This window comes from Oceanisphaera ostreae (assembly GCF_042676125.1).
Lineage (GTDB): Bacteria > Pseudomonadota > Gammaproteobacteria > Enterobacterales > Aeromonadaceae > Oceanimonas > Oceanimonas ostreae.
This window is the reverse complement of the sequence record NZ_JBHTJS010000041.1, coordinates 21,132-44,753: the sequence shown is the minus strand read 5'-3', so window position 1 is coordinate 44,753 and position 23,622 is coordinate 21,132. Positions and strand designations below refer to the sequence as shown.

The window sequence follows — 23,622 nt, the reverse complement described above, 5'->3', positions numbered from 1 at the left end:
TTGTACCTGTGTACGTTAGAAGAAGGTGATCGAGCTTTGTTATGGTGATTTTTTAGGAGAGGAGGACGGCACTAGTGTACTTTCAAGTACGTCCTTATCGCCTGGGGTGGAACCACCGAATGCGTTTCGTAATTTACACGTTAAATCGCCAAGCTGGGCCATCGCCTCAGCACCGATGATCTCATCTATTTCCCGGTCTATTTCTTGCCACTCATGATAAATTTTCTTTAGCAAACTTTGCCCGAGTGGGGAGAGCGTTAACACGTTGCTACGCAGTTCTCGTTTATCCACCTGCCTTTCGATAAGACCTGCGTTCAATAAACGGGTGGTCATGGTACTCATGCTCGCGGCGGTCAACCCAAAATCCCGGGCTAATTTGACCTGGGATGTTTGGCCCATTCTCCCTAAAGCATCAAGCACGCGCGCTTGGCGTGGCTGAACGCCGAGCGGCACCAAGCGAGATCGCAATCGTTCTTCAAGCAAATGAGCGGAATGGAGCAGTAAATGAAATGTATAAGATTGTTTTGTCATCATAATAGTTAGCATGCTAACTATGTGTTTCGCGTCAAGCTTTGCTTGCTCTACAAAGGTGGGCGGCTAGTAGGTGTCGTTTACTTGATATAAAATGCTCCTTGCTTCGTGCAAGATAAAGCTGTGGCAATGCGGTTGCGGTTAACTCGAAGAAATGCCGTCATAATGCAACGTATATCTTTTCCTGCAGAACGTGCGCTGACCATTGCGGTTATGATGGTGGACTGGGAGGAAAACCTAGGAATGGAATTACGGGCCGCAGGCTTGTCAAATCGCTACTGTGTCACTCGATAGATAGAATAAAAAAGCCGGTTGATAATACGGAGTCGTTAGATGCAACAAATCACAAATTTACCCACCAAGGATGGTCGACTTGGCTGGTTTGAGTCAGTCCCTTTCCGACGCCCAATGCCGGTACAGCAAGCTGAGCATGATGAACATTTTGATGTCATCATCATCGGTGCTGGTTTCTCGGGGCTGGCTACCGCGGGTCGACTTGCTGAACTGCGACCGGAAGCTCGTATCGCCCTGATTGACGCTCTGGAAGTTGGCCAAGGTACCTCTGGCCGCAATGCCGGTTTTATTATCGATTTACCTCACAACTTGGATGCCACAGATCCTGATGTGGAGCTAAACACCCAGGTTCGGGATTTAAACTGTTTTGCCATTCAACGATTGAAACGTATTCAGGAGCAGCAAGGGTTTGATGTTTGTTGGCATTCAGCCGGGAAATACCTGGCCGCTCACGAAGAAAAGCATTTCTCTAGCCTGACCACCTTTGTGAAGACGCTGGAGGCGATAGGGGAAAAATACGAAATATTGAATGATAATGCACTGGCAAAAAAACTGGGTACTCATTACTACAAACGGGCCGTCTATACACCAGGTAATATACTGGTTAACCCAGCGGCCTTGGCTATATCTGTGGCCAGTGCGCTGCCAAGTAATGTCACCTTGCTGGAAAACACCCCTGTACGAGAAGTTGACCTAGCTAACAAAGTCATTCAGACCCCAAAGGCCCGGCTCAGTGCCGACACTCTGGTGTTAGCGACGAATTCCTTCACCGAGAAATTTGGTGTGTGTCGTAACAAAATGATACCGATATTCACCTACGCCAGTATGACCGCTCCCCTTGACGACAGCGAAATCAGCGAGTTTAAAGAGATAGAGCCCTGGGGGCTAACCTCTGCCCACCCCGCTGGAACAACGGTACGCCTGACCCCTGATAAGCGAATTTTTATTCGTAACACCTTGAATTATCAGGCGGATCTATCCAGTACTCAGGTATTACTCGATGAGGCAAGAGAGAAACATCGAAAATCTTTTCTAGCCCGTTTTCCACAATTGAAAAATGTTCCGTTCGAATACACTTGGGGGGGGATGATCTGCGTAACGATGAATCATGAACCTGTATTCAAGGAACAGGTTCCCGGCGTGTACGTGGTTGCAGCCATGAATGGGGTCGGAGTGGCGAAAGGCACTTATCTGGGTAACTATATGGCGGAGCTTATCTGTGGTAAAAAAAGTTCGGAGTTGGAATTTATCCTGAAGCACTCGTCCCCAAACTGGGTGCCGCCCGACCCACTGCGAAGCGTGGGCGCGCGTATTCGACTCTCCTTTGAAGAACATATGGCCAGAGGCGAGGTTTAGCTTTCAATAACTAGCAAGCCACCCATAGTATCGTTGGAACAGTGGACGAGATGCTCGGCTAAAAGAGCTTTGGGGGGGTAAAGCCACGGATAGATAAGAAACTCGATTCATCAGACCACGCTGCCGCCTCTTTTTCTGTGCTCAGGTGGCGCGTTATTAGCTGTGGCTAGACCAAGAATGGCAGTTTCCGCTCAAGGTGATCAGCAGCGATAACCGAGGCAACCGGCTAGAAACCGTCTGGCTGGAGCCAATAGAGCTTAACCCCGAATTTACGCCTCATTTTTTCTCACCTTAATTACCCTGATGAATGGTGCAGTAATATGTGACTGATAAGCCGACACCAAGTTTTGGCCTATTTTTTGTGCTTGCCGATACCGTAGTCTTTGAGCTTGTTGGCAATAGCAGTATGCGAAATATTAAGACGTTTAGCTAATTGTCGGGTAGAAGGAAACTGTGGATACAGTCGCTCGAGCAAGAGTCGCTCAAAGCCTTTTGCCGCTTCATCTAATGAGCCTTCACACAGGGCATCTAGCCCTTGCAGACTATTTTGCTCGGGCAGGGCGAGTAGAGCCAAGCTGAGCTCGTCGCCTTCTAACAGACTAATGGCACGATACAGACAGTGGCGAAGTTGGCGCACGTTGCCAGGCCAGGGGTAATGCTGTAAATACTCGCTTAAGTTGTTGGCTAGCCGTGGGCGAGGGCGCTCTAGCTCGGCGGCAAAGCGGGTACAAAAATGCAGCGCCAGCGCCAGTATGTCTTTTTGACGCTCGCGCAGTGGTGGAATATGCAGATTGAGTACATTAAGGCGATAAAAAAGATCTTGGCGAAACTGTCCCCCTTGAACCAAACAGGCTAAGTCTTGCTGGGTGGTGCAAATCACCCGAATATCGACTTTCACTTCTTGCTCATCGCCTACCCGGCGAAATACGCCATCTTGCAGTACACGCAGTAGCTTTAATTGCATCAACGGCGACATCTCGCCAATTTCATCCAGCAGCAAGGTGCCGCCATTGGCTTGTTCTAACACACCGCGCTTGCCTTGCATGTTATTGCCGAAGGCGCCGGCGGCGTAGCCAAACAGTTCGTTTTCGGCGGCGGTGTCCGGAATGGCAGCACAGTTAAGCAGAATGAACGGCCCTTCGCCGCGCAGGCTTGCCTGATGACAGGCGCGCGCCAGCAGCTCTTTACCGGTGCCGGTTTCGCCCTTAATAAGCAACGGGGCACCTAAGGTGGCGAGGCGTTTAGCTTCGCTAAGTAGTTTCTCCATCGCAGGGCTGTGGGCGATAATGCCGTCAAAATGACCGGTGTCACCGCTGCGCATGGCTTTAAAATGCAGGCCAATGCGGTAAGCGGACTTTAAGACCACCACGGCCCCAGCCAAGCTTTGCTCGCCAGACTCTTCCGTCAGCCAGATGGGTAACAAATCGGCCAAATAGGGTTCTCCCTCTAAGGTCACTTTTTTGTTAAGCGGCTGGGGGGAGGCTTGTTCTAACCACCGACTAATATGTATGCCCTTTAATAACGGGCCTAAATATTGCTGTAGTAGTTGTGCCGTTGTTTGCTGTAGTAAACTGCAAGCGGCGTCATTGGCGAGGGTAATTTTACCTTGCATGTCGATAGCGACCACCGCATCGGGCAGCACTTTAAGCAGGGCGCGGGTGGCATTATGTTCTTGCTCTGAGGGCATGCAGGCGATAGTTTTAACATCAAACACCCCTGGAGTACGTCGAATAGCAGGCAGAAGATGTTGCAGAGCGGCAAAGTCCAGAGTGGGAAAGTTAAGATAGATAATGCCGCTAATATCTATTTCGATACCGCGTAAATCAATGTGGTGCTCTACCAGAATATCGAGCAGTTCTCGGGTTAGACCTAAGCGGTCTTCACAGGTTACTTTTAAACGCATTGTGGTATCTTCCTCAGCAAGGTGTAAATAATACCTTACAGTTGGTAGCGATACGAGATTGCGCTGATGATCTGCACCACAAATTATAAAAATGTCAGTGTTTTCTGCTGTAAAAAGGTTTACTGCGAGAGGATGCTCATCCATCCTTAGCGCCTTGTTGGGCCTAGCGCCGGACGGATAACAATAATGTATCAAACTCAAGCGAATGATTAGGTGAAGTAATGAGCGAAGCGGTGTTTAGAACGGTTAAAGCGTCACAGGTTATCCTCAAAGAATTGATGGTGCCTGCTTATGCTAACTTTGGTGGCAAGGTACACGGCGGCGTTATTTTGGGGTTGATGGATAAAATTGCCTATACCTGTGCCGCCTCCCATTGCAAAGGCTATAGCGTTACTGCCTCGGTGGACTCAGTTGATTTTCTAAACCCAGTAGAAGTGGGTGATCTGCTAACACTTTATGCATCCGTGAACTATGTGGGCACCAGCTCGATGGAAGTGGGCATTAAAGTTGAGTCAGAAAACTTTCGTGAAGGGACGGTAAAGCACACCAATACCTCTTACTTTACGATGGTGGCTCTTAGTGAAGAAACGCGTAAGCCAGTTAAAGTGGCCGGTTTGTTACTGGAAGACGAAGAAGAAATTCGCCGCTTTGTGATGGGTAAGTTACGTAAAAAACTGCGCCGAGCACACCAGAAAGAAATTGAGGATATTCGCCAAATGTTGGACCTAGATTTGAATCAAGCGATGAAAGAGGTAGAAGGAGAGAATTGTCAGCTGTCCAAGAGCTAAGCATTTGTCGCTATGACCCGTTATGAGCAGCTGGCACAGCAGCTACGTGAACAGATCCGCACCGGAGTTTGGTTGGAGGGCGACAAGTTGCCCTCTCTACGTGAAACGGTGCGGCGCTCAGGACTAAGTCTGATGACAGTACTCAGTGCTTATCAGTTGCTTGAAAGTCAGGGCTGGGTGCGTTCTCGACCTCAATCAGGATATTTTGTTGCTCCCGCTCGGGAGGTTGCTCGTTATGTCTCACCACAGCAGCTGCTGCAGCCGGCTGAGACGGTGGATATTAATGCCTTTATCTTCAGTGTGCTGCAGGCTGGCAATAATCCTGATTGTGTTGCACTAGGCTCAGCCTTTCCCGATCCGTCCCTGTTTCCTCAACATCAATTGTCTCGTTCTTTAATCAGGATAGCCCGTCAGTTATTACCCCAGAGTGCAGGGGTAACTTTGCCGCCGGGTTGCGCCGATTTGCGCCGTAGTATTGCGCAGCGTTATGCCGCCCGCGGCCTAGAGATTTCGCCCAGCGAGATCGTGATCACCTCGGGTGCGCTGGAAGCACTTAACCTCAGTCTGCAGTCGCTGACTCGGCCCGGAGACTGGGTTGTCATCGAATCGCCAGCGTTTTACGGTGCGTTGCAGGCAATAGAGCGCCATCACCTTAAAGCTGTTGCGGTGGCAACGGACCCGCAACTGGGTATGGATATTGATGCACTGGCTCAGGCCTTGCAGCAATATCCCATCAAAGCCTGCTGGCTGATGAGTCATAGCCAAAATCCGCTGGGGGGGAGCATGCCAACGGACCACAAGCAACGGTTGCTGACGCTGTTGGCCGAGCACGAGGTTAGCCTTATTGAAGATGATGTGTATGGCGAGTTGTATGCAGGGCTTACGCCGCCGTTGCCAGTCAAAGCCTGGGATAGTGAAGGGCGAGTGCTGCACTGTGGATCTTTTTCTAAGACCTTGGCAGCTGGATTCCGTATCGGTTGGGTGGCGGCAGGGAAGCAAGCAGAGGCAATTCAGCGTCTGCAATTGATGAGTACTTTATCGACCAGCGCTCCTATGCAGCTGGCCTTAGCCGATTATCTCTCTTCGCATCGCTACGATAAGCATCTGCATACACTGCGGCGCACTTTGGAACAGCGTAAACACATTTTTTATCGGGCTATCAAACGGGAGTTTTCCGATCAGGTGCAAGTAAACTATGCCGAAGGCAGCTATTTTTTGTGGTTGGAAATGCCGGAACACTGCTGTGCAACCGAACTGTACTGGCGAGCGCTTAAGGAGGGTATCACCATCGCACCCGGTCGGATGTTTGCCGCTGGCGAGCAGTACCGGCACTGCTTTCGTCTCAATGCCTCGCTGCCTTGGAATGCGCGCAGTGAAACAGCCATCAGGCAGCTTGCCGCACTGATTGATGAGCAAATCACCCTGAGTTGACCGACCGGTGATATCAGCACTGTTATAGGTGATGGCTCACTGAATAACACTGTTATAGTCTATTTTCTCTCAACTGTTTATGTTGCCATCTGGCCCACCATGTTCTACTGCGCGGGTTGCCGCAGGTTGTGCTTCCGGTACTGGCCTGTCTTTCTCATAACAAGCAGTGTGAGCCTTATGGAAAACCTTTCTTCCCGAATTGACGTTAATGTTTGTACCGAACCCCGTCCCATTGATCAGGGCCATGTTTATGTGCGCGCTCAGCAGGGGCGCTGGCAACGGATACGCCAGCTTACGGGGTGGGTGCTGATGTTGTTTTTTATGGTGGGACCTTGGTTGCGTTGGAACGGGCAGCAGGCCTTGCTGCTGGATCTGGAACAGCAACGTTTTCATCTTTTCGGCATTACCATCTGGCCTCAGGATCTGACCTTGCTGGCTTTGTTTTTGATGGTGGCCGCCTTTGGCCTGTTTCTTGTTACTGTCTTTTTGGGGCGGGTGTGGTGCGGTTATCTCTGTCCACAAACAGTGTGGACCTTCTGGTTTATCTGGGTAGAAGAAAAACTGGAAGGCAGCGCGAACAAGCGCCGCCAGTTAAGCAAAGCCCCCTGGAGCCTGAACAAGCTGGCCCGCAAGGGGGGGAAACATCTGATCTGGGTGCTAATCTCTCTTTTGAGCAGCTTTACATTTATTGCCTATTTTGTACCGGCCGCCGAGTTGGGCTCCATTCTACTGCAGTTTTCTGCCGGCCTGTTGCCGACCTTTTGGGTGGCATTTTTCGCCCTTTGTACCTACCTCAATGCAGGTTGGATGCGGGCCATAATGTGTATCCACATGTGTCCTTACTCCCGTTTTCAGTCGGCGATGTTCGATAAAGATACCTATAGTGTCGGCTACGACGCGACCCGAGGCGAGCGCCGCGGACCTCGTTCACGCAAGGCCGATGTCGCTACGCTGAAGCTGGGAGATTGTATCGATTGCAATCTGTGTGTGCAGGTGTGCCCCACCGGCATCGATATTCGGGATGGCCTTCAGTATGAATGTATTAACTGCGGGGCCTGCGCCGACGCCTGCGATCAGACGATGCGCCAGATGGGTTATACAACCGGGCTGATTCGTTATGCCAGCGAGCACCAGCTGGCTGGTGGCAAAACCCGGCTTTGGCGACCCAAACTGATCGGCTATGGCATCATGTTGTTGTTGATGTTAGCGACGCTAGTGTATGCCGCTGCCAGCAGAGTACCCATGGCGTTAGACGTGCAGCGGGATCGCAATCAGCTGTTTCGGGAGACCACGGAAGGCTGGGTGGAAAACACCTATATTCTCAAACTGTCTAACCGGACTCAGCAGCCACAGCACTATTGGGTGCGCGTAGAGGGAATAGATGCATTACATTGGGTAGGAGCAGAGACTGTCACGGTACGGGCAGGGGAAATTATCTACCTGCCCGTTAGCCTTGCAGCAGACCCTTATCTGTTATCCGAGTCCAAGTACTCGATTCAGTTTGTGGCCGGTAATGACGAACTGCAGGTGCATGCCGGCAGCCAGTTTTTCAGCTCAGGGCGCTAACCAGGTGTTACACTAAATCACCAGTTTAATGACTCAATCGGACTAAAGGAATATGCAGTGGTAATTCAGTGGCCGGTGATTATCGAGTTTGCCCAAGGCCATGATTATGCTTGGGCGGCAGGCTTTGATGAGGTGACTGAACATCGACTGGAGGCGGGAGACCGCTTGCTCGATAGTCACGGTCATGCCCATGTTCTGTCGCATGCAAACGGCGCCGGGCTGTACTGGCAGCATAGTGAGGGGGTAGTATCTGTGCCCCAGCTTAATATTAAGCTACAACGCTATGCTGCCAGCCTGGGTGTTTGTTGTACCAGCAAGTTGCAGGTACGTACCCCAGCCGATGCCATTGCACTGGTTGCCTGGTTAGAGCAGCACTAAAAAGTGATAAGCCGTGAAGGGTAAAGCGTGAAGAGTAAAAAGAGCAGGGTGAAATACCTGAACTTTAACTTCTTACGTTTCACTCTTCACGGTTTTTGCTTTACCCCTCATGGGCTTTAAGAGACAAACTATGACACTTAATTTACGAAAGTATGGATGGCTAGTATTGCTGATAATACTACAGTCTTGCAGTAGTGATCCAAACACATTCGTTGCGCCCGAACGCTCAAATGTGGTGAGTGTGCAGCAGGGCAAAGCCTCCTATTACGGCGCGCGCCATCACGGCCGCAAAACTGCCAGTGGTGAACCCTTTAATAAAAACGCCCTTACAGCCGCCCACCGCACCTTGCCGTTTGGCACTCGCGTGAGAGTGACTAATCTCAACAACCAACAATCGATAGTGGTACGCATTAACGACCGAGGCCCCTATGCCAAGGGCCGTATTATCGACTTGTCTGAGCAAGCGGCGCGCGAAATAAACATGATCCGTGCCGGTGTCGCTAAGGTAAAGGTAGAGCGGCTGAAATAGTCAGCGCACAACGCTTTCGATAGCGTCAATCGGGATCTTGCCGATCTAGATTTTTAATAAACAGGATATTAACCATCATGGACTCACTTTCACAATTAGCTTTGGGCGCCGCCATCGGGGTTGCCGTGATGGGCAAACGGGCTGGGGTGGGGCGTTCGGCATTGGTGGGCGCCTTTTTTGGTACCCTGCCAGATTTAGATGTCTTGATTGATTATGGTGATCCAGTCAGCAATATGACCTTTCACCGCGGATTTAGCCACGCGTTGTTTTACCTGAGCCTAGCGTCACCAGTGTTGGCCTGGTTACTGTGCCGCTTGCTCGGCCAGCAGGGGCACTGGCGCAGTTGGACACTGACCATCTGGCTGGTACTGATTACCCATGCACTGCTGGATAACATGACGGTGTATGGCACCCAGTTGGCGCTGCCTGTTACCGATTACCCCTTTGCCATCGGCAGTATCTTTATTATCGACCCGCTGTATACCCTACCGTTATTAATCGGGCTGGCGATGGCGCTGTGGCGACGGCAACAGCGCGGGCTAAACGCCAACCGCTGGGGTCTATATTTGAGTACCCTGTATTTGTGCTGGAGCCTAGTGGCGCAGTGGCAGGTGACGCAAACCGCCGATCGCTGGCTGGCGGAGCAGGGCGTTCAGGTTGAGCAACGGCTGGTAACTCCCACCGCATTCAATACCCTGTTATGGCGGGTGTTGGTGATCACGCCACAGGGGTACAGTGAGGGCTTTATTTCATTGTTTGACCGAGAGCCTCCGGTGTTTAGCGAACACGACCGAGGCAACAGCTTGTATCAGGCGTGGCAACAGCATCCTGCGGTAGCGCGCTTGGCTTGGTTTAGCAAAGGCTACTTTAAGATGAGCGAACAGCAAGGGCAGCTGATGATCACCGACTTGCGCATGGGCCAAGAGCCCGGTTATGTGTTCAACTTTGTGGTGGCAGAGCAAGGGCCAACCTTAGAGTGGCAGCCCTTGCCCCAGCCGCAACAAATTAGTACGCGCTTGCCGCTAAAGCCGGCGCTGCATTGGCTGTGGCGTCGTGCTCAAGGAGAGCCTTTGCCGTCGTTGCCACGTTGGTTGGCAGACAGCCAGTTGGACTACCCAGTTGCAGATAAGGCCTTAAAATAAGCACCATAAGTAATCACGCATAACTTATATGGATTATGTGGCTAGCTTACCTTTATCGTCACCCTCGCTAAGGCGGGAATGACGACAGAACTACACCTGTTATGCGGGGTTACTTAAGTAATTGCTCATAACTCCTGTGGTACTGTCGGTTGGCTGTTAGTTTTTATTTCAGTAACTCAAGATATTTTTGCCACGGAATCCACTGAATCCACGGAAAAATAGTGAGAAAATCTGAAGGTGACCTTAATGGTAGAAGCCAGATACAAGGTCATCACAGTGGGGGGTATAAAAAGGGGTCGGGGTCATTTCGCTATAAAAATATGCAAAATGACCCCGACCCCTTTTTGAATCCTGATAGTTAAAACGTGAGGGCATATTAAGTTAAAGCTGATTTAGCTCGATCAAAAAGGCACGAATGCGCTCGGCATTGGCGCCTAAATCACTTTCCCCCACTCTAGATGCAGAGCGCATGTCGACCTTAGTTGCCGATTGTTCCGAGTTTAAGTCGTGCACATCATTGCTAACGGCAGTGGGCTCTACGGGGGTTAGCCGAATGGCTATATCGTCGCGAAACCCAAACAAAGTGCTGCTGACGACCGCTTCTAGCTGGGTGTCGCTATTCGCCGTTATGGTCCAGCCCCGCTGGGCAATAAGCGCTTGTACCTGAGCATGCACCTGCTTGATGGGTTGTTGTATTATCAAGGGTTGTATCTCAGGCCACGTCGCTCGCTGCTGTGCTACGGTGGTTCCGGCATAATCGGTGTTGTGATCGCCACCGGATCGCAAGGTAGTTGCGGCTGTGAGGGTGGGAGGCGTTTGAGTGTCTGTGCTGATGTCATGAATGGCTGGCAGTGTGAAGGCCTTAATCATAAAGGGCAGTACCAGCAGTATCAGCAGGGTGGGCGATGCTGTGGCTAGCCACTGGCGTTGCCACAAAGCCAAGGGTAATAGCAGCAAGGCACAGGCCAGCGCTGCAACTAGCCATAACAGGCCTACATAATAAGGCCACCAGTGCAAACGCGTACCTACTATGCCGACCAAAGGCAGCAGTAAGCAGAGCAAAGAACCGAGTGTCCAGCGATAAATAAAAAGTGTTTCCATCTTATTTCAATCAGTTAGCATACGCATGGAAGGTCAACAGACCCTAACTATGGGTAAGCGCAACGGGCTTGTAAAGGAGCAAATCAGTGTTTGGAAAAACCATTACGATGTTGCTGTTGAGTTTTATGGCCGTGTTGCCGGCACAAACCCGCGCAGCACAGGCGGTGTTTGCTGGGGGCAGTTTTTGGGTGATGGAAGCGTTGTTTGCCAATCGAGCAGGTGTAACAGATATTACCGTCGGTTGGGTACCAACTAGCAGACGAGAACAGCGTCGCCAAGCCGTGCGACTGGAGTATGACCCGCAACATATTAGCTACGGCAAGCTACTCACCTTATATTGGGCTGCCATAGATGCCTTTGATGGCGAAGGACAGTTTTGCGATCGTGGGCAACAATATAGCCCTGCTCTATATGTGCAAACGGCACTGCAGCAGCGTTTTGCTCAGCAAAGCCGCGCTAAAATAGCACTAGAGCAGGATAAACGCGTGCGAGTACGTATTTTGCCAGCCGGCTCTTTCACCCCAGCGGCCAAACGTCATCAACAGTATTACCAGCGACACTCACTGTTGTATGGCGGTTATCGCCGAATGTGTGGCTATCCGGCGGGTGAGCGTCTTACTTTGTCGGCACTTGCAGGCGGCCCGTTTGCCACCAGTGCACAATAACATCGGCAATCGCGCTGGCATCGTTTAAATCCAATAGTGGCACGGGGGCCGTTAAACTAGGCTCATCCGTTGCCACCGCCAAAATATGGGGATCATGCAAGCACAGTAAGGGTTTGTGGTACTTAGGCCGATGTACCTCTATTTTGTGCATAGGCGCCTCACGAAACCCCTCTACTAACACCAAGTCAAGCTGGTCTAAATTGAGACGCGAAAGGGATTCCTTTAAATTTGGCTCTTGTTGTTTGGCATTTTCATAAGTGAGAATGCTACGATATGGCCCTGCCAGTAAGCATTGACTGGCACCGGCATGGCGCAGTTCAAAGCTGTCTTTACCCGGTAAGTCTTGCTCTACATCGTGGTGAGTATGCTTAATAATACCAATGCGCAGTTGATGCTGAGTAAGCAAACTGACTAACTGACGTAACAAAGTGGTTTTACCGCTGCCGCTAAAACCGGCAAAGCCTAATAAAGAGTAACTACCAGAAGACGCAAACATAGCAAGCCCTAGCATACCAAGTGATTATAACGGCCAGTGTGCCACGTCAAGGCGCCCTAGTAGATAACTAAATAGTGGCGAGCTAAGTATAAAAACTTTCAGCGAGCCCATGCGTGTTGAAGGTTGGTAGGATAAACAGCATAAGTAGTGCGGGTAGCCAAAACAGTTTGAAAACATATAACTTATAAAAATAGGGTGTGCTATGAATAAAAGATCATGGGGATTGGTGGTCTTACTATTGCTCAGCCTGGGTGTAAAGGCTGAAGAGGTGAGCTTTAGCTTAAAAGGCCTAAAAGGTGACTTAAAAGACAATACCCGAATTTATTTGGATCAGTTGCCGCCCATTGAAGTTGAGCAATTACCGCGTTTTCGTAAAGATATTCAAACGGCGGTGATCACCAGCCTACAGGCGCTGGGCTACTACAGCCCTGACATTGAAATTACCGTCGATAAAGACAAGCCCGCACGGGTGTTAGTACAAGTGAAGGCCGGCGAGCCAGTGCGCATTCGTGAGCTAAACATAACGCTTGAGGGCGAGTCGCAAACCGATCCTCGGTTTGAATTATTGGTCAGCCAGCTGTCTTTGCACCAAGACGATGTGTTTCAACATGATATTTACGAAAAAACTAAGGCCAGCCTGCTCAGCCTTGCGCTGTCTCGTGGCTATTTTGATGCCCGATATCAGCACAGCCAAGTGCTGATACACCCACAAGATACTGCCGCCGATGTGATCTTGATTTTTGACTCCGGCCCTCGTTACAAGTTTGGTGAACTGCAGGTAGACAGCGACCGCCCCGTTGCTCGTCTGCTGGATCCCTTGGTCGATATCAAGCCGGGTGACCCATACCAAGCTAACAGAATATCACAGCTGAGCCGCTCGCTATCGAGCACCCAATATTTTCGCCGTGTAGAAATCCTACCCATGGTGGGTGACGCCGACGAAAATAATCAGATTCCGTTGGCAGTAGTGTTGCGTGCCAAAGCTAATAACGAAGTGGAAGTGGGAGTGGGCTTTTCGACCGATGAAGGTCCCAGAGTATCGAGCAGCTGGGATAAACCCTGGATCAACAGCCTAGGCCATAGCTTGCAAACCAACCTTAAAATATCTGCGCCCAAGCAAGATATTACCGTTGTTTATAAAATTCCTCGTGGTAACCCGCTCAATAACTATTACACGGTGCAGGGCGGCTACCAGATGCTGGACCAAGACGACACCAAGAGTGAGCGCATGGTGGCCTCAATACACCGCTGGAATAAAGACTTGGACGACTGGACGCGCGATGTGTTTATTCGTAGCGAATTTGAATCCTATACCCAGGGTAAGCAAGAGGCCGAGAGCTTCTTGCTGATCCCAGGCGTTGCTTATAGTCGTACTCGAGTACGAGGCGGGCTGGACGCTAACTGGGGTGATGCGCAAACCGCGACCCTGGAGCTGTCGGAGCCCTGGTGGGGGTCCGATACCCGTTTTATTCGACTGTTTGGCCGCAGTAAATGGCTGCGCACCGTGGGTGAGGGCCAGCGGGTGATTGCTCGTGCCGAGCAGGGTGCGGTGTGGGTCGATGAAGTAGACGAGTTACCGCCGTCGTTGCGCTTTTTTACCGGTGGTGACATGACGGTACGGGGTTTTAGTTATCAATCTATTACGCCAGTGGATGAGAATGGCGATCGCTTAGGTGCTAAATATGCCACCGCGTTAAGCCTTGAATATGACTATAAAGTAGCCGAAAAGTGGCGCTTAGCCACCTTTGTCGATACGGGTACTGCCACCAACGATTATAGCGAAGACTGGAAAGTGGGTACTGGGGTGGGGGTGCGCTGGCAAACTCCTGTGGGCCCAGTGCGCCTTGATCTGGCATTTGGGGTGTCAGAAGACCAAGTTCCCATGCGCATTCATTTTACTCTGGGGCCTGATTTATGATGTTAACCCGAATACTGTCCGGCTTGGTCGTCGGTTTATGCTTACTCCTCATGTTGGTGTTCAGCTTGCTGTTTACTCAGGTGGGAAACCAGTGGCTGTGGGGCATTGCCAAGCAACAGGTAGCTGGCCTGAGTGGCACCATGGAGTCGGGGCAGTTAGGCCAAGGTTGGCACTTTAATGAATTGAGCTACGAGCAAGACTCGCTCGCCTTTTCGGCGAAAGAGGTCACTATTGATTGGCAGCTAGGCAAGTTGCTGGAGCGGCGCTTTTGGTTGCAACAGTTGGTGGCCGAAGACATAGAAGTCACCATCAAGCACTTTCCCGACGCCAAAGAGGAGCAGCCCTCTGAACCTCTTGCTGAATTTACCCCCCCTGTGCGCATCGACTTGGACGATATTCGTGCCAACCGCGTAAAAATTTCGTTGCCCGGGCAAACCATTGCCTGGCAAAGCCTACAAGTGGCGATGCACTGGGATGCGGAGGGCATGGTGGTGACTGGCCCCGATATGAGTGGCTTGACCTTAACGCTACAGCCTAATGACCAGGCGCCGTCTGCGGATAAGCAACCGGTGAGCACCGAGACATCTCCACTGGTATTACCCGAAGTCGTACTGCCATTTCCTATTAAGTTGCAGGGCTTTAGCCTGACCGACAGCCAATTGATTCAAAACGGACAGACTCAGGCTCTGCATGCCCTAGTACTGGAGCTGGAAGGTGAAGGCAGCACCATCAATATTGTGAATGCCGAGCTGGATCACGAGCTGGCGGTGCTAAAACTGGGCGGCGATGTAACCCTGACCGGTGATTATCCGCTGGATCTGGCGCTAAGCGCTAAGGTTCGCAAACCTCTAATGGACGGCCAACTCAACGGCCAAACCGTGGATCTGACCCTAACGGACAGCCTAGCCAAACTCAAAGGCAAGCTGGCACTGGGCGGCGTACTCAAAGCGAAGGCCACGTTAATGGCCGAGCCGCTCAACCCTAAACTGCCGTTTGATGTCTCTCTTAACTGGCAGCAATTAGGCTGGCCGTTTACCGATCCGCAATGGCTACTGGAACAGGGTAAGTTGGGCCTGAAAGGCCGACTTGAAGATTATCGTCTGACCCTGAGCAGTGAAGCCCATGGGCCAGACTTGCCACCGGTAGGCATAAAGCTGGCGGCCAAGGGCGACTTAAAGAGCGCTAATATTGCGCCCTTGACCCTGACGCTGCCCAAGGGCGAAGCCAAGATAGAAGGTAAGGTCAGCTGGACCGATGGCGTTAACTGGCAAGGGCTGCTGGCGCTGACCGATGTGGATCCCAGTGCTTTTGTGGCGGGTATGGACGGTAAGCTTAATGGCAAGCTGGACACGCGCTTTGCGTTGCAAGGTAAACAATGGCAGCTGAATGCCGACCCAGATATTCACGGTACCTTACGTGATTACCCCCTGTCACTAAAAGGCCAGGTCACCCTGAACCAAGAGCTGCAAGGCAGCGTTAACGAATTGCAGCTGACCAATGGTGATAATAAACTCACGGTTAATGGTGAAATCACCGAACGCTGGCAGCTAGATGGCGTGCTGTCGGCACCTAATCTGGCGGTATACGCGCCCGGATTATACGGTGACTTGGCCGGGAACATTCAGGTGCGCGGCGCGCTAAAAGCGCCAGAGCTTAAGGCGAACCTCAACGGCAAAAAAGCTGGCTTTAACGATAATGAAGCCCGTGATATTCGCCTGCAAGCCAACGCTAGCCTCGGCGAGAACATGAAGGGTGATGTGCGCTTTACCATAGACCGCATTCGCTCGGGCGAAATGACCATTAATAAGCTGCAACTGACCGGCTCGGGTAATGAAGCCGCGCACCGGCTCGACTTAAGCTTTAACGGCGATCCGCTGGCGGCAGAACTTGGCTTGACCGGCAGCTTGAGCAAAGACGGCTGGCGCGGACGCCTGAACAAGGGCGTGCTGGACACGCCGCTTGAACGTTGGACGCTGCAGCAAGATCTAGTGATGAACGTTAAAGATGCGCGGATGCTCGCTCAGCCTCATTGTTGGAGCTCACGCGAAGCCTCTTTATGTTTTGATGCCATTAATGCCGGCGCCAAGAAAGGTGAGGCAGGGCTTAATATTCGCGACCTAAATATGGCGCGTCTCAAGCCTTTCTTCCCTAACGATTTTTCGTGGGAAGCGGTACTCAATGGTCGAGCCAAAGTAGAGTGGAGCGGTGGCACACCACGGCTTAATGCCAATATCAGCACTACGCCGGGCAATTTTGTTAGCGGTGATACCCGCTTGAGCTATCAAACCCTGTCCCTGACCAGTGATATGGCCGATAACCGATTGCAATCGGCGTTGACCTTTCGCTCTACTCAGTTGGGACAACTTACAGTTAACGCCAATGTGGCCGATTTGAAAGGCCGGCGGGCGCTAAGCGGTAACCTGAATATCGACCAGCTTAAATTAGACTGGTTGGCACCGCTATTGCCAGAAGTTGCACGGCTGCAAGGCACGCTGGCGGGGCAAGCGCGATTAGAAGGAACCCTAGCTGCGCCCTTATTATTTGGCAATATTAGCCTAAGTGGCGGCGAAGTAGACACCTATGCGGACATGGTCAAGGTGCGTGACTTTACTACTCGTCTCGATATTAGAGGCACCAATGCCACTATTAACGGCCAGCTTAAGGTGGGCGGCGGGCCGCTAAATATCAGCGGTGAACTCGACTGGCGTGAACTGCCGGTGAGTGGCGAAATTCGCCTAAAGGGCCGTGAGTTGGAGGCGGGTTATCCGGGTATGGGCCGAGTGCGAGTGAGCCCAGATATGCAGATTACCCTAGGCGAAGAGGCCAAAATCCGCGGCGATATCATCATTCCTTGGGCGCGTATCGAAGTAAAAGAGTTACCAGAAAGTGCAGTGGGGCTGTCGTCGGATGTGATAATAGTACAGCCCTCGGGCATTATTCCCGAAACAGTCGCCCCTAAATTGCCGGTCGATATACGTCTTAATGTGATTATCACCGAAGATGTGCGACTAGAAGCCTTTGGCCTAGATACTCGGCTGGAAGGCAAGTTGAACATTGTGCAAAACCCCAATCGGCCCATGCGCAGTAATGGCGAAATCCGCCTAGTGGACGGTAAGTTTAAAGCCTATGGCCAAAATTTACTGATCCGCGAAGGCAGCATTTTATTCAACGGACCGCTGGATGTGCCTAACTTAAGAGTAGAAGCGATTCGTAATCCATCAAGCATGTCGGATAGCGGCATTACGGTGGGGGTGCAGGTAACAGGTAACGCGAGTCAACCTAAGCTTAAGGTGTTTTCAGAACCGGGTATGCCACAGGCCGAGCAATTGTCTTATCTATTGCGTGGTCGAGGGTTAGACGGCGGCGGAGAAACAGACGGTAATGCGTTAGTTCAGTCTATGCTATTGAGCGCTGGCGTCAGTACTGTCGGGGGCGTAGTGAGTAATGTGGGCGAGGCGCTGGGCTTGCAGGATGTGGCGTTAGACACTGGTGGCAGTGGTGAAGACACAGAAGTGAATATTAGTGCCTATGTATTGCCAGGCCTGCAAGTTGGTTATGGCGTGGGGGTATTTTCGTCGATTGGTGAATTACGTTTGCGCTACGAGCTGCTACCGCGGTTGTACCTGCAAGCAGCCAGCGGCTTAAACCAAGCGATAGACTTATTTTATAGGTTTGAGTTTTAACCAACTGATAGCGCCGAGCGCCCGGCGCCCAGCTAAAGATAGACAACCACCTTTAGCTGGGGCTGTCTATTAGCCGTCTTCCTGAACTCGATTCAGGACCTCGCTAGGTGCTTGGCGCTTCACCAATTGCATGTGGCAGAATCTGCCCGTTGCACGCTTAATGGCTCATGCTTTTTATATAGACCTTGGGTAAAGTAGTGCTTTGTAAATTGTTTCAGCACGCGAGTATACGCTTAATGACGTTTTCGCCTTTATTGCGACAGGAACGGCTGGCCCAAACGATGTTGGCTTGCATGGCTTTTTACTCCCTGTTGGCGATGCATCTATACTTACCACATTTATTTGGCATTGGCTTACAGCTGCCCTTTAACGTGATGGGCTGGCTTTTTATTGGCCTAATGACGGCCCTCGGCCTATGGAACTGGCAACGTCGTCGCCTACTGACCACCCGCCTTTGGTTAGGGCTTGTTGTGGCCAGCACCTTACTGTGGGTGCCCTTCTTTTATCTGCATAATAACTCGGTAGCCGGCCACGCCTTGCCACGCATGCTGGGGTTGTTCGGCGGCTTAGTATTTTATCTTGCTCTGCAACAGTGTCGTTTTAATGAGCGGGGGCGTCGCTATTTACTGTATTGCTTGCAAGGTGCAGTCAGCGTTGAAATTCTCTTAGGTATGGCACAGTTTTTTGTGTTGGAGCCGGGTAATTGGTTTGGCTATAACACCGAAGTACGCTCCCCGTATGGCATTTTTCAGCACCGTAATGTGATGTCCAGTTTTGTAGCCACCGGCATGGTACTGGCTATTTACTTGTGGCTACACGAAGCAAAAACGCCCAAGCGTTGGTTTTTACTTAAATCGGTGTGGTTCTCGACTGTTTTAGGAGCCGGCGCGATATTGATAGTCTTACTACAATCGCGGGCAGGCCAACTTGGTCTGTTGTTTGGGTTGTTGTTGTTACAACCTTTGCTGTGGCAAACCCTGATTAAAACCCGATCTAAACGCTTGCTGGCAAGCTTACTATTAATTCCCATTGGCATTGTATTAGGCGTATTTGGCCTCGATGTCTTCGACATGAGTAAGCGTAGCCTCAGCATTTATACCGAAGCCGATGGCCGCTTTGATATTTATGCACACGGCATGCGCATGTGGTTAGACAAACCATGGTTTGGCTTTGGTTATGGCAGTTTTGAGTCGGCGTTTTATCGCACCTATGCCACTTGGCGCGAATTAACGCCGGGGGTTAAGCCGCTGTTTACCGAAATGGGACACCCGCATAACGAATTTCTACTGTGGGCTATTGAAGGTGGAATCTTACCTTTGCTGGGGCTGATCATCATGAGCGGATTAGTGTTGCGGTTGCTTTATCGATTGCCATTAGTACAGAGCTTGGCTTGGATTGGGGTGCTTGCTCCTATTTTTATTCATAGCCAAACCGAGTTTCCTTTTTATCACTCGCTGCCGCATTGGTTTATGGTGTTGGTATTGCTTTATGTGATGGATGCTCAATATGGCCAGCGCCGCTTGCTTCGCGCACCACCGCAGTGGACTCGCTGGCCAGTCAGGGCATGGGGGGTGGGGCTGATGCTGTTTATGGCCTTGGGATTGTACGCCGGCCAGCAACTAACCCGTTATGCACAAAACGACGACCATACCGAAGCGGAGTTAAAAGCGGTGATCAACCCGTTAATCTGGTATGACAGAGCGGCCTTTTATCGCCATCATTGGCAGTTAACCCATGCACTGTTAAATCAAGAGCCAGCTGGGCTACTGGACTATGCCGCCTGGGCGCGGCGTTTTGTGATTCATACTCCCAGAGCGGGGGTTTACTACAACGCCTATTTAGCATTGGGCAGTGCTGGGCACGAAGATGAGGCCCAGCAACTGTTAAGCGAAGCGCGGCGGCTATACCCGAATGTGCAGTTACTGCGCAGCACCCGAATTCAACATGCCAGAAATCATCTTGGCGAGTTAACGCCTAATATGACTGCCGCCGAGTTGAACGATGCCATTCCGCTATACGATAATTTGCGGCCTGCCATTGGCGGCGCGTATTAATACTCGCTAGACGAGAGTGTTGAATGTTGAGGAGAACAAAATAGCGATAAGCATTCCGTGCTGCGGGTGGGCTTGATTCCTCGTATTTTTAAATCCAAGTGGCTACATTCTTTGACGACAAACAAGGCTATAATGGCGAGTCTGACTGCAGCGCTAAGAGCGCGGTTTGGTGACTGATCATTCAAGGAGATGCGTAATGGCAGAAGAAACCATTTTCAGTAAGATTATCCGTAAAGAAATTCCTACCGACATTCTGTATCAAGACGAACTTGTGACCGCCTTTCGCGATATTGCGCCACAAGCTCCCACTCATATACTCATTATTCCTAATGTATTAATCCCCACCGTCAACGACGTAGAAGCCGAGCACGAGCTGGCATTAGGGCGATTATTTACCGTGGCCCGCAAACTGGCGGCCGAGGCGGGCATAGATGAAAGCGGTTATCGCTTGATCATGAACTGTAATGGCGACAGTGGCCAAGAGGTGTATCACATTCACATGCACCTACTCGGTGGCCGAGGACTGGGCCCCCTGTTAGCTAAATAAGTTAGCCAAATGACCGTGACGAGTTCGGTATAAAGAGCATTTTGCCACGGAATACACAGACGAAGAGAATAATAAATGGCGGTACGCCTTACGCTGTATGCCGTAAGTTAAAGACAAACACTGTCTTTTTTACTGATAGCGTATGGCTTAAAACGTACAGTTACCCGAAGAGCTTGGTCTTTATTTTTCCGTGTATTCCGTGGCTAAGAAGTCTTTAATCTTAAATGAATCAATAAGGACGCTGGATGAACGTATTTCGCTTAACATTAATACTCGCCGCCTCAGTGGCCGTTGCTGCCTGTAGCATGACCAATCCATACTCTTCGCAACCGGCACCGGTTAAACCCACCGGCCCAAGCCAGCCAAGCCAGCCGCTGCCACCACCGGTATTATCACCGCCCACTCAGCCGCCAGTTATTGAAATGCCTTCGGCTCCACCGTCACCTATCCCCGAAGTGCGAAACGCCAGTCTCGAGCGATTGGTGGATGGCTTAGCCGCTAAGCTTAAAAACAGCACCGCATTGAATGAAGTGACAGGGCCGGTGTTGCTGAATAATATTACTAACCAAGCAGGCAGCCCCGTGGACACCAGTGGACTGACTGCACGGCTGCGCGCTAGCTTAAGCGGACAGCTGAACTTTGCCGACGGAGCTAAAGTTAGTAGTTTGCGCCAACAGCTGGCCTATCAAGGTGGCCGAGCCGACATGGCAGCCTTGGTGCGTTTAGGTAAACAAAGTGGTGCCGACTATTTACTGTCGACCGAGCTTACCCGCAGTGGCAGTACCATGAAGTTGCACGGACAATTAATGGAGCTGGCAAGCGGCGAACTGCTTTGGTCTGATAGCGTGAGTGGACGCTAACTTACCGGCGAACTTACTGCTAGAGCAGTTGCCCTCACGCTTTTGGGGGCAGCTAACACCGCTAGCGGGCGGTTATACCAATCGCTGCTGGCGACTTGATACGCCACAAGGCTGTTACTGGTTGCGCCAAGGCAGTCCTCACGCTCAGGCGTTAGGCATTAATCGAGAGCATGAGTTGCGTGCCCATCAAGCGGCAGCTCAAGCAGGATTAGCACCCAAGGTGCATTTTGCAGAGCCACAGCGCGGGTTATTGTTGCTTGATTGGCTGACCGAGAGCGACTGGCTGCAAGCGCCCGGCGATGTTAATACCCTGATGCAATCGGTTGCTCGGCTGCATCAGTTAAGCGCGACACTACCACTGTTAGATTTATCAGCCCAAGCGGCGCATTATTGTCGACAATTAATTCCGCTAGCGCCTGAACTTGCCGGATATATACCTTATTTTGCCCAGTCTGCCTTGAACTTGCCTTTTCATCCGGTGCTGTGTCATCACGACATTAACGCTGCCAATGTGCTGGGTAAGCGTCCTTGGCTGCTGGACTGGGAGTATGCGGCTTATGGTGATGCCGCCTTTGAATTGGCGGTGATTAGCGACAGTTTTAATCTTAACGCGGCGCAACAGCAGGCGTTATTGGCCGCTTATAATCTGGCTGGCGGCAAGGTTAGCGAAGTCCGTTTTCAGGCCCGTTTACCTTGGGTACAATGGCTAACCGCCTTGTGGGCAGCGCTGCAATATCAGCAAACGGCCAAAGCGGAATACCTCGACATGCAGCAACAAGCACTGATTAAATTAGCTAAGTTGGTGATGGGTGAAGGGTGAAGGGAACAAGATGACACCCGCTCCAATACTTAAAAACCAAACCATTTTTTGCCACGGAATCCACGGAACCCACGGAAAAATTAAGATGGGATAAAAGCGAAAAACACCAAGAGATCTTATTGGTAAGAGAAAAAGCAAGAGATAGCGCCCAGCTCCCTGTACTGAGGAAGACAAAGGGCGAAGGATTTTTGTTTAAGCCGTCTTCCTGACGAAGGTCAGGATCTCGCTTTGCTGTTTTAGTGCTAAGTGCGAGATACCGGATCAAGTCCGGTAAGACAGCACCGCACAGGGTAGCTTTCTATGTTAGCTGGACGCCTGCACTGCGCGCTGCTTTTTTTGGCTCTTACCCATAAAATATTTTTTCAGATTTTATCTCTATTTTTCCGTGGGTTCTGTGGATTCCGTGGCGAAGAGAGCTTTAAGTTATTTCGGAGTTGGGTCAGGTTTATCCCTTCACTCTTGACGCATCACACCTCACGGATTTTAAATATGTACCGCCATGCGGCGGCAATGGGAGTGGCAATGGGCCCCTTTATTCTTGATGTAAATAGCTATGAACTAGACGCCGAAGAGCGAGAACTGTTAGCGCACCCTGCGGTAGGTGGCGTTATTTTTTTTAGTCGTAACTACCACGACCGTGCCCAGCTTAGCGCCTTAGTGAAAGCGATTCGTGCCGTAAAGCCCGGATTATTGCTCACCGTAGATCACGAAGGCGGGCGAGTGCAGCGCTTTCGTGCCGGTTTTTTTCCACTGCCAGCTCCCGGCCAATTAGCTCAGTACATGGGCGCAGATAAAATAACCTTATTAGAAGATGCGGGGTGGCTGATGGCGGCAGAACTATTAGCTCATGACATTGATCTTAGCTTTGCCCCGGTATTAGATTTAGAGCGCGGCAGCGAAGTGATTGGCGATCGCAGCTTTGGCAGTGATCCTGAAGAGGTGATCATTCATGCGCGCGCTTATATTCAGGGTATGCACAATGCGGGCATGGCCGCCGTGGCCAAACATTTTCCGGGCCATGGCAGTGTACGCGCCGATTCCCACAAAGAAAGCCCGGTGGATGAACGCGACTTTCACACCATAGCCGAGCTGGATATGGCGCCGTTTAAAGCCTTGATTAGCCAAGGCTTAGTGCAAGGCATAATGCCGGCCCATGTGATTTACGCGGCAGTAGATGCCAACCCGGCGGGTTTCTCTGAATTCTGGCTGAAGCAGGTGTTACGCCAGCAGCTAGGCTTTAAGGGGCTGATCTTTAGTGATGATCTGACCATGGAGGGTGCTGCGGTAGTAGGCGGTTATGCAGAACGTGCTCACAGTGCGCTACTGGCAGGTTGCGACTTATTGCTGGCCTGTAACCACAGAAAAGGTGCCGTCGAGATTATCGATGCCTTACCCCATGATCTGAACTGCGATTTTTCTGCGTTACGTGGTCGTACGGCTAAAGGTGCTGAGATAATGCGCAGTGCGCAATGGCGCGCAGCCAGCGAGCGGATGAAGCGTTTTCTTGATCGTTAATTGAGCACTAGTTAGCAGTGTATTGTTGGTGCTCAATAGTGGCGA

At 51.1% G+C, this 23,622-nt stretch carries 20 protein-coding genes; 16 read left to right on the top strand and 4 right to left on the bottom strand.

Annotated features, from left to right (window positions below; translation table 11 throughout):
• Positions 1–39 precede the first annotated feature (39 nt).
• Complete coding sequence (locus tag ACFQ1C_RS11415; RefSeq protein WP_379558743.1) at positions 40–534, bottom strand: MarR family winged helix-turn-helix transcriptional regulator; 495 nt, start codon at positions 532–534, stop codon at positions 40–42.
• 162 nt (positions 535–696) lie between these two features.
• On the opposite strand from ACFQ1C_RS11415, the gene ACFQ1C_RS11410 reads away from it, so the two are divergent.
• Both ACFQ1C_RS11410 and ACFQ1C_RS11405 read left to right on the top strand, forming a co-directional pair.
• The gene (locus tag ACFQ1C_RS11410; RefSeq protein ID WP_379558742.1) at positions 697–825 is read left to right on the top strand and encodes a hypothetical protein; all 129 of its coding nucleotides are present in this window, start codon (positions 697–699) and stop codon (positions 823–825) included.
• A 39-nt stretch (positions 826–864) separates the two neighbouring features.
• Positions 865–2,181, top strand: coding sequence for an NAD(P)/FAD-dependent oxidoreductase (locus ACFQ1C_RS11405; RefSeq protein WP_379558741.1), 1,317 nt, complete (start codon positions 865–867; stop codon positions 2,179–2,181).
• Positions 2,182–2,533: 352 nt separating this feature from the next.
• On the opposite strand, the gene tyrR is transcribed toward ACFQ1C_RS11405, so the two are convergent.
• Positions 2,534–4,084, bottom strand: coding sequence for a transcriptional regulator TyrR (tyrR, locus tag ACFQ1C_RS11400; RefSeq protein WP_379558740.1), 1,551 nt, complete (start codon positions 4,082–4,084; stop codon positions 2,534–2,536).
• A gap of 221 nt (positions 4,085–4,305) precedes the next feature.
• Between tyrR and ACFQ1C_RS11395 the strand changes: the two genes are divergently transcribed.
• The 6 genes from ACFQ1C_RS11395 (at position 4,306) to ACFQ1C_RS11370 (ending at position 9,918) form a co-directional block, all read left to right on the top strand.
• Positions 4,306–4,872: an acyl-CoA thioesterase gene (locus tag ACFQ1C_RS11395; RefSeq protein ID WP_379558739.1), complete on the top strand. Its 567-nt coding sequence runs from the start codon at positions 4,306–4,308 to the stop codon at positions 4,870–4,872.
• Between the two features lie 12 nt (positions 4,873–4,884).
• The gene (locus tag ACFQ1C_RS11390) at positions 4,885–6,303 is read left to right on the top strand and encodes an aminotransferase-like domain-containing protein (RefSeq protein WP_379558738.1); all 1,419 of its coding nucleotides are present in this window, start codon (positions 4,885–4,887) and stop codon (positions 6,301–6,303) included.
• 177 nt (positions 6,304–6,480) lie between these two features.
• Positions 6,481–7,869 carry a cytochrome c oxidase accessory protein CcoG gene (gene ccoG / locus ACFQ1C_RS11385; RefSeq protein ID WP_379558737.1) on the top strand — a complete coding sequence of 463 codons (1,389 nt, stop codon included), beginning with the start codon at positions 6,481–6,483 and terminating at the stop codon, positions 7,867–7,869.
• A gap of 57 nt (positions 7,870–7,926) precedes the next feature.
• Positions 7,927–8,247 carry a DUF4144 family protein gene (locus ACFQ1C_RS11380; protein ID WP_379558736.1) on the top strand — a complete coding sequence of 107 codons (321 nt, stop codon included), beginning with the start codon at positions 7,927–7,929 and terminating at the stop codon, positions 8,245–8,247.
• A 130-nt stretch (positions 8,248–8,377) separates the two neighbouring features.
• Positions 8,378–8,776 carry a septal ring lytic transglycosylase RlpA family protein gene (locus ACFQ1C_RS11375; RefSeq protein ID WP_379558735.1) on the top strand — a complete coding sequence of 133 codons (399 nt, stop codon included), beginning with the start codon at positions 8,378–8,380 and terminating at the stop codon, positions 8,774–8,776.
• A gap of 77 nt (positions 8,777–8,853) precedes the next feature.
• Positions 8,854–9,918: a metal-dependent hydrolase gene (locus ACFQ1C_RS11370; RefSeq protein ID WP_379558734.1), complete on the top strand. Its 1,065-nt coding sequence runs from the start codon at positions 8,854–8,856 to the stop codon at positions 9,916–9,918.
• 381 nt (positions 9,919–10,299) lie between these two features.
• Here the strand turns inward: ACFQ1C_RS11370 and ACFQ1C_RS11365 are convergent, their stop codons facing one another.
• Entirely contained in the window at positions 10,300–11,019 is a 720-nt protein-coding gene (locus ACFQ1C_RS11365) for a DUF1499 domain-containing protein (RefSeq protein ID WP_379558733.1), read from the bottom strand.
• 86 nt (positions 11,020–11,105) lie between these two features.
• Here ACFQ1C_RS11365 and ACFQ1C_RS11360 point away from each other — a divergent pair, with 86 nt between their 5' ends.
• Positions 11,106–11,684, top strand: coding sequence for a peptide-methionine (S)-S-oxide reductase MsrA (locus ACFQ1C_RS11360; protein ID WP_379558732.1), 579 nt, complete (start codon positions 11,106–11,108; stop codon positions 11,682–11,684).
• Here the strand turns inward: ACFQ1C_RS11360 and mobB are convergent.
• On the bottom strand, positions 11,635–12,180 hold the full coding sequence (mobB, locus tag ACFQ1C_RS11355) for a molybdopterin-guanine dinucleotide biosynthesis protein B (protein ID WP_379558731.1): 546 nt from the start codon (positions 12,178–12,180) through the stop codon (positions 11,635–11,637). The genes ACFQ1C_RS11360 and mobB overlap by 50 nt on opposite strands.
• 202 nt (positions 12,181–12,382) lie before the next feature.
• On the opposite strand from mobB, the gene tamA reads away from it, so the two are divergent.
• The 7 genes from tamA to nagZ all read left to right on the top strand — a co-directional run bounded on the left by tamA (position 12,383) and on the right by nagZ (position 23,577).
• Positions 12,383–14,098: an autotransporter assembly complex protein TamA gene (gene tamA / locus ACFQ1C_RS11350; RefSeq protein WP_379558730.1), complete on the top strand. Its 1,716-nt coding sequence runs from the start codon at positions 12,383–12,385 to the stop codon at positions 14,096–14,098.
• Complete coding sequence (gene tamB / locus ACFQ1C_RS11345; protein ID WP_379558729.1) at positions 14,095–17,781, top strand: autotransporter assembly complex protein TamB; 3,687 nt, start codon at positions 14,095–14,097, stop codon at positions 17,779–17,781. Before tamA ends, tamB begins: the two co-directional genes overlap by 4 nt.
• A 236-nt stretch (positions 17,782–18,017) precedes the next feature.
• Complete coding sequence (locus tag ACFQ1C_RS11340) at positions 18,018–19,835, top strand: PglL family O-oligosaccharyltransferase (RefSeq protein ID WP_379558728.1); 1,818 nt, start codon at positions 18,018–18,020, stop codon at positions 19,833–19,835.
• Positions 19,836–20,031: 196 nt separating this feature from the next.
• On the top strand, positions 20,032–20,382 hold the full coding sequence (hinT, locus tag ACFQ1C_RS11335) for a purine nucleoside phosphoramidase (RefSeq protein WP_379558727.1): 351 nt from the start codon (positions 20,032–20,034) through the stop codon (positions 20,380–20,382).
• A 245-nt stretch (positions 20,383–20,627) separates the two neighbouring features.
• Complete coding sequence (locus ACFQ1C_RS11330; protein WP_379558726.1) at positions 20,628–21,242, top strand: penicillin-binding protein activator LpoB; 615 nt, start codon at positions 20,628–20,630, stop codon at positions 21,240–21,242.
• Positions 21,232–22,062: a phosphotransferase gene (locus ACFQ1C_RS11325; protein ID WP_379558725.1), complete on the top strand. Its 831-nt coding sequence runs from the start codon at positions 21,232–21,234 to the stop codon at positions 22,060–22,062. Before ACFQ1C_RS11330 ends, ACFQ1C_RS11325 begins: the two co-directional genes overlap by 11 nt.
• 489 nt (positions 22,063–22,551) lie before the next feature.
• A complete protein-coding gene (nagZ, locus tag ACFQ1C_RS11320; protein ID WP_379558724.1) occupies positions 22,552–23,577 on the top strand; it encodes a beta-N-acetylhexosaminidase in 1,026 nt (341 codons plus the stop codon).
• Positions 23,578–23,622 lie beyond the last annotated feature (45 nt).

Excerpts from the sequence above, each read along its gene's own strand:
- ACFQ1C_RS11415 (WP_379558743.1), bottom strand. The coding sequence starts at position 534 with ATGATGACAAAACAATCTTATACATTTCATTTACTGCTCCATTCCGCT.
- ACFQ1C_RS11410 (WP_379558742.1), top strand. The coding sequence starts at position 697 with ATGCAACGTATATCTTTTCCTGCAGAACGTGCGCTGACCATTGCGGTT.
- ACFQ1C_RS11405 (WP_379558741.1), top strand. The coding sequence starts at position 865 with ATGCAACAAATCACAAATTTACCCACCAAGGATGGTCGACTTGGCTGG.
- tyrR (WP_379558740.1), bottom strand. The coding sequence starts at position 4,084 with ATGCGTTTAAAAGTAACCTGTGAAGACCGCTTAGGTCTAACCCGAGAA.
- ACFQ1C_RS11395 (WP_379558739.1), top strand. The coding sequence starts at position 4,306 with ATGAGCGAAGCGGTGTTTAGAACGGTTAAAGCGTCACAGGTTATCCTC.
- ACFQ1C_RS11390 (WP_379558738.1), top strand. The coding sequence starts at position 4,885 with ATGACCCGTTATGAGCAGCTGGCACAGCAGCTACGTGAACAGATCCGC.
- ccoG (WP_379558737.1), top strand. The coding sequence starts at position 6,481 with ATGGAAAACCTTTCTTCCCGAATTGACGTTAATGTTTGTACCGAACCC.
- ACFQ1C_RS11375 (WP_379558735.1), top strand. The coding sequence starts at position 8,378 with ATGACACTTAATTTACGAAAGTATGGATGGCTAGTATTGCTGATAATA.
- ACFQ1C_RS11370 (WP_379558734.1), top strand. The coding sequence starts at position 8,854 with ATGGACTCACTTTCACAATTAGCTTTGGGCGCCGCCATCGGGGTTGCC.
- ACFQ1C_RS11365 (WP_379558733.1), bottom strand. The coding sequence starts at position 11,019 with ATGGAAACACTTTTTATTTATCGCTGGACACTCGGTTCTTTGCTCTGC.
- mobB (WP_379558731.1), bottom strand. The coding sequence starts at position 12,180 with ATGTTTGCGTCTTCTGGTAGTTACTCTTTATTAGGCTTTGCCGGTTTT.
- tamA (WP_379558730.1), top strand. The coding sequence starts at position 12,383 with ATGAATAAAAGATCATGGGGATTGGTGGTCTTACTATTGCTCAGCCTG.
- tamB (WP_379558729.1), top strand. The coding sequence starts at position 14,095 with ATGATGTTAACCCGAATACTGTCCGGCTTGGTCGTCGGTTTATGCTTA.
- ACFQ1C_RS11340 (WP_379558728.1), top strand. The coding sequence starts at position 18,018 with ATGACGTTTTCGCCTTTATTGCGACAGGAACGGCTGGCCCAAACGATG.
- hinT (WP_379558727.1), top strand. The coding sequence starts at position 20,032 with ATGGCAGAAGAAACCATTTTCAGTAAGATTATCCGTAAAGAAATTCCT.
- ACFQ1C_RS11330 (WP_379558726.1), top strand. The coding sequence starts at position 20,628 with ATGAACGTATTTCGCTTAACATTAATACTCGCCGCCTCAGTGGCCGTT.
- nagZ (WP_379558724.1), top strand. The coding sequence starts at position 22,552 with ATGTACCGCCATGCGGCGGCAATGGGAGTGGCAATGGGCCCCTTTATT.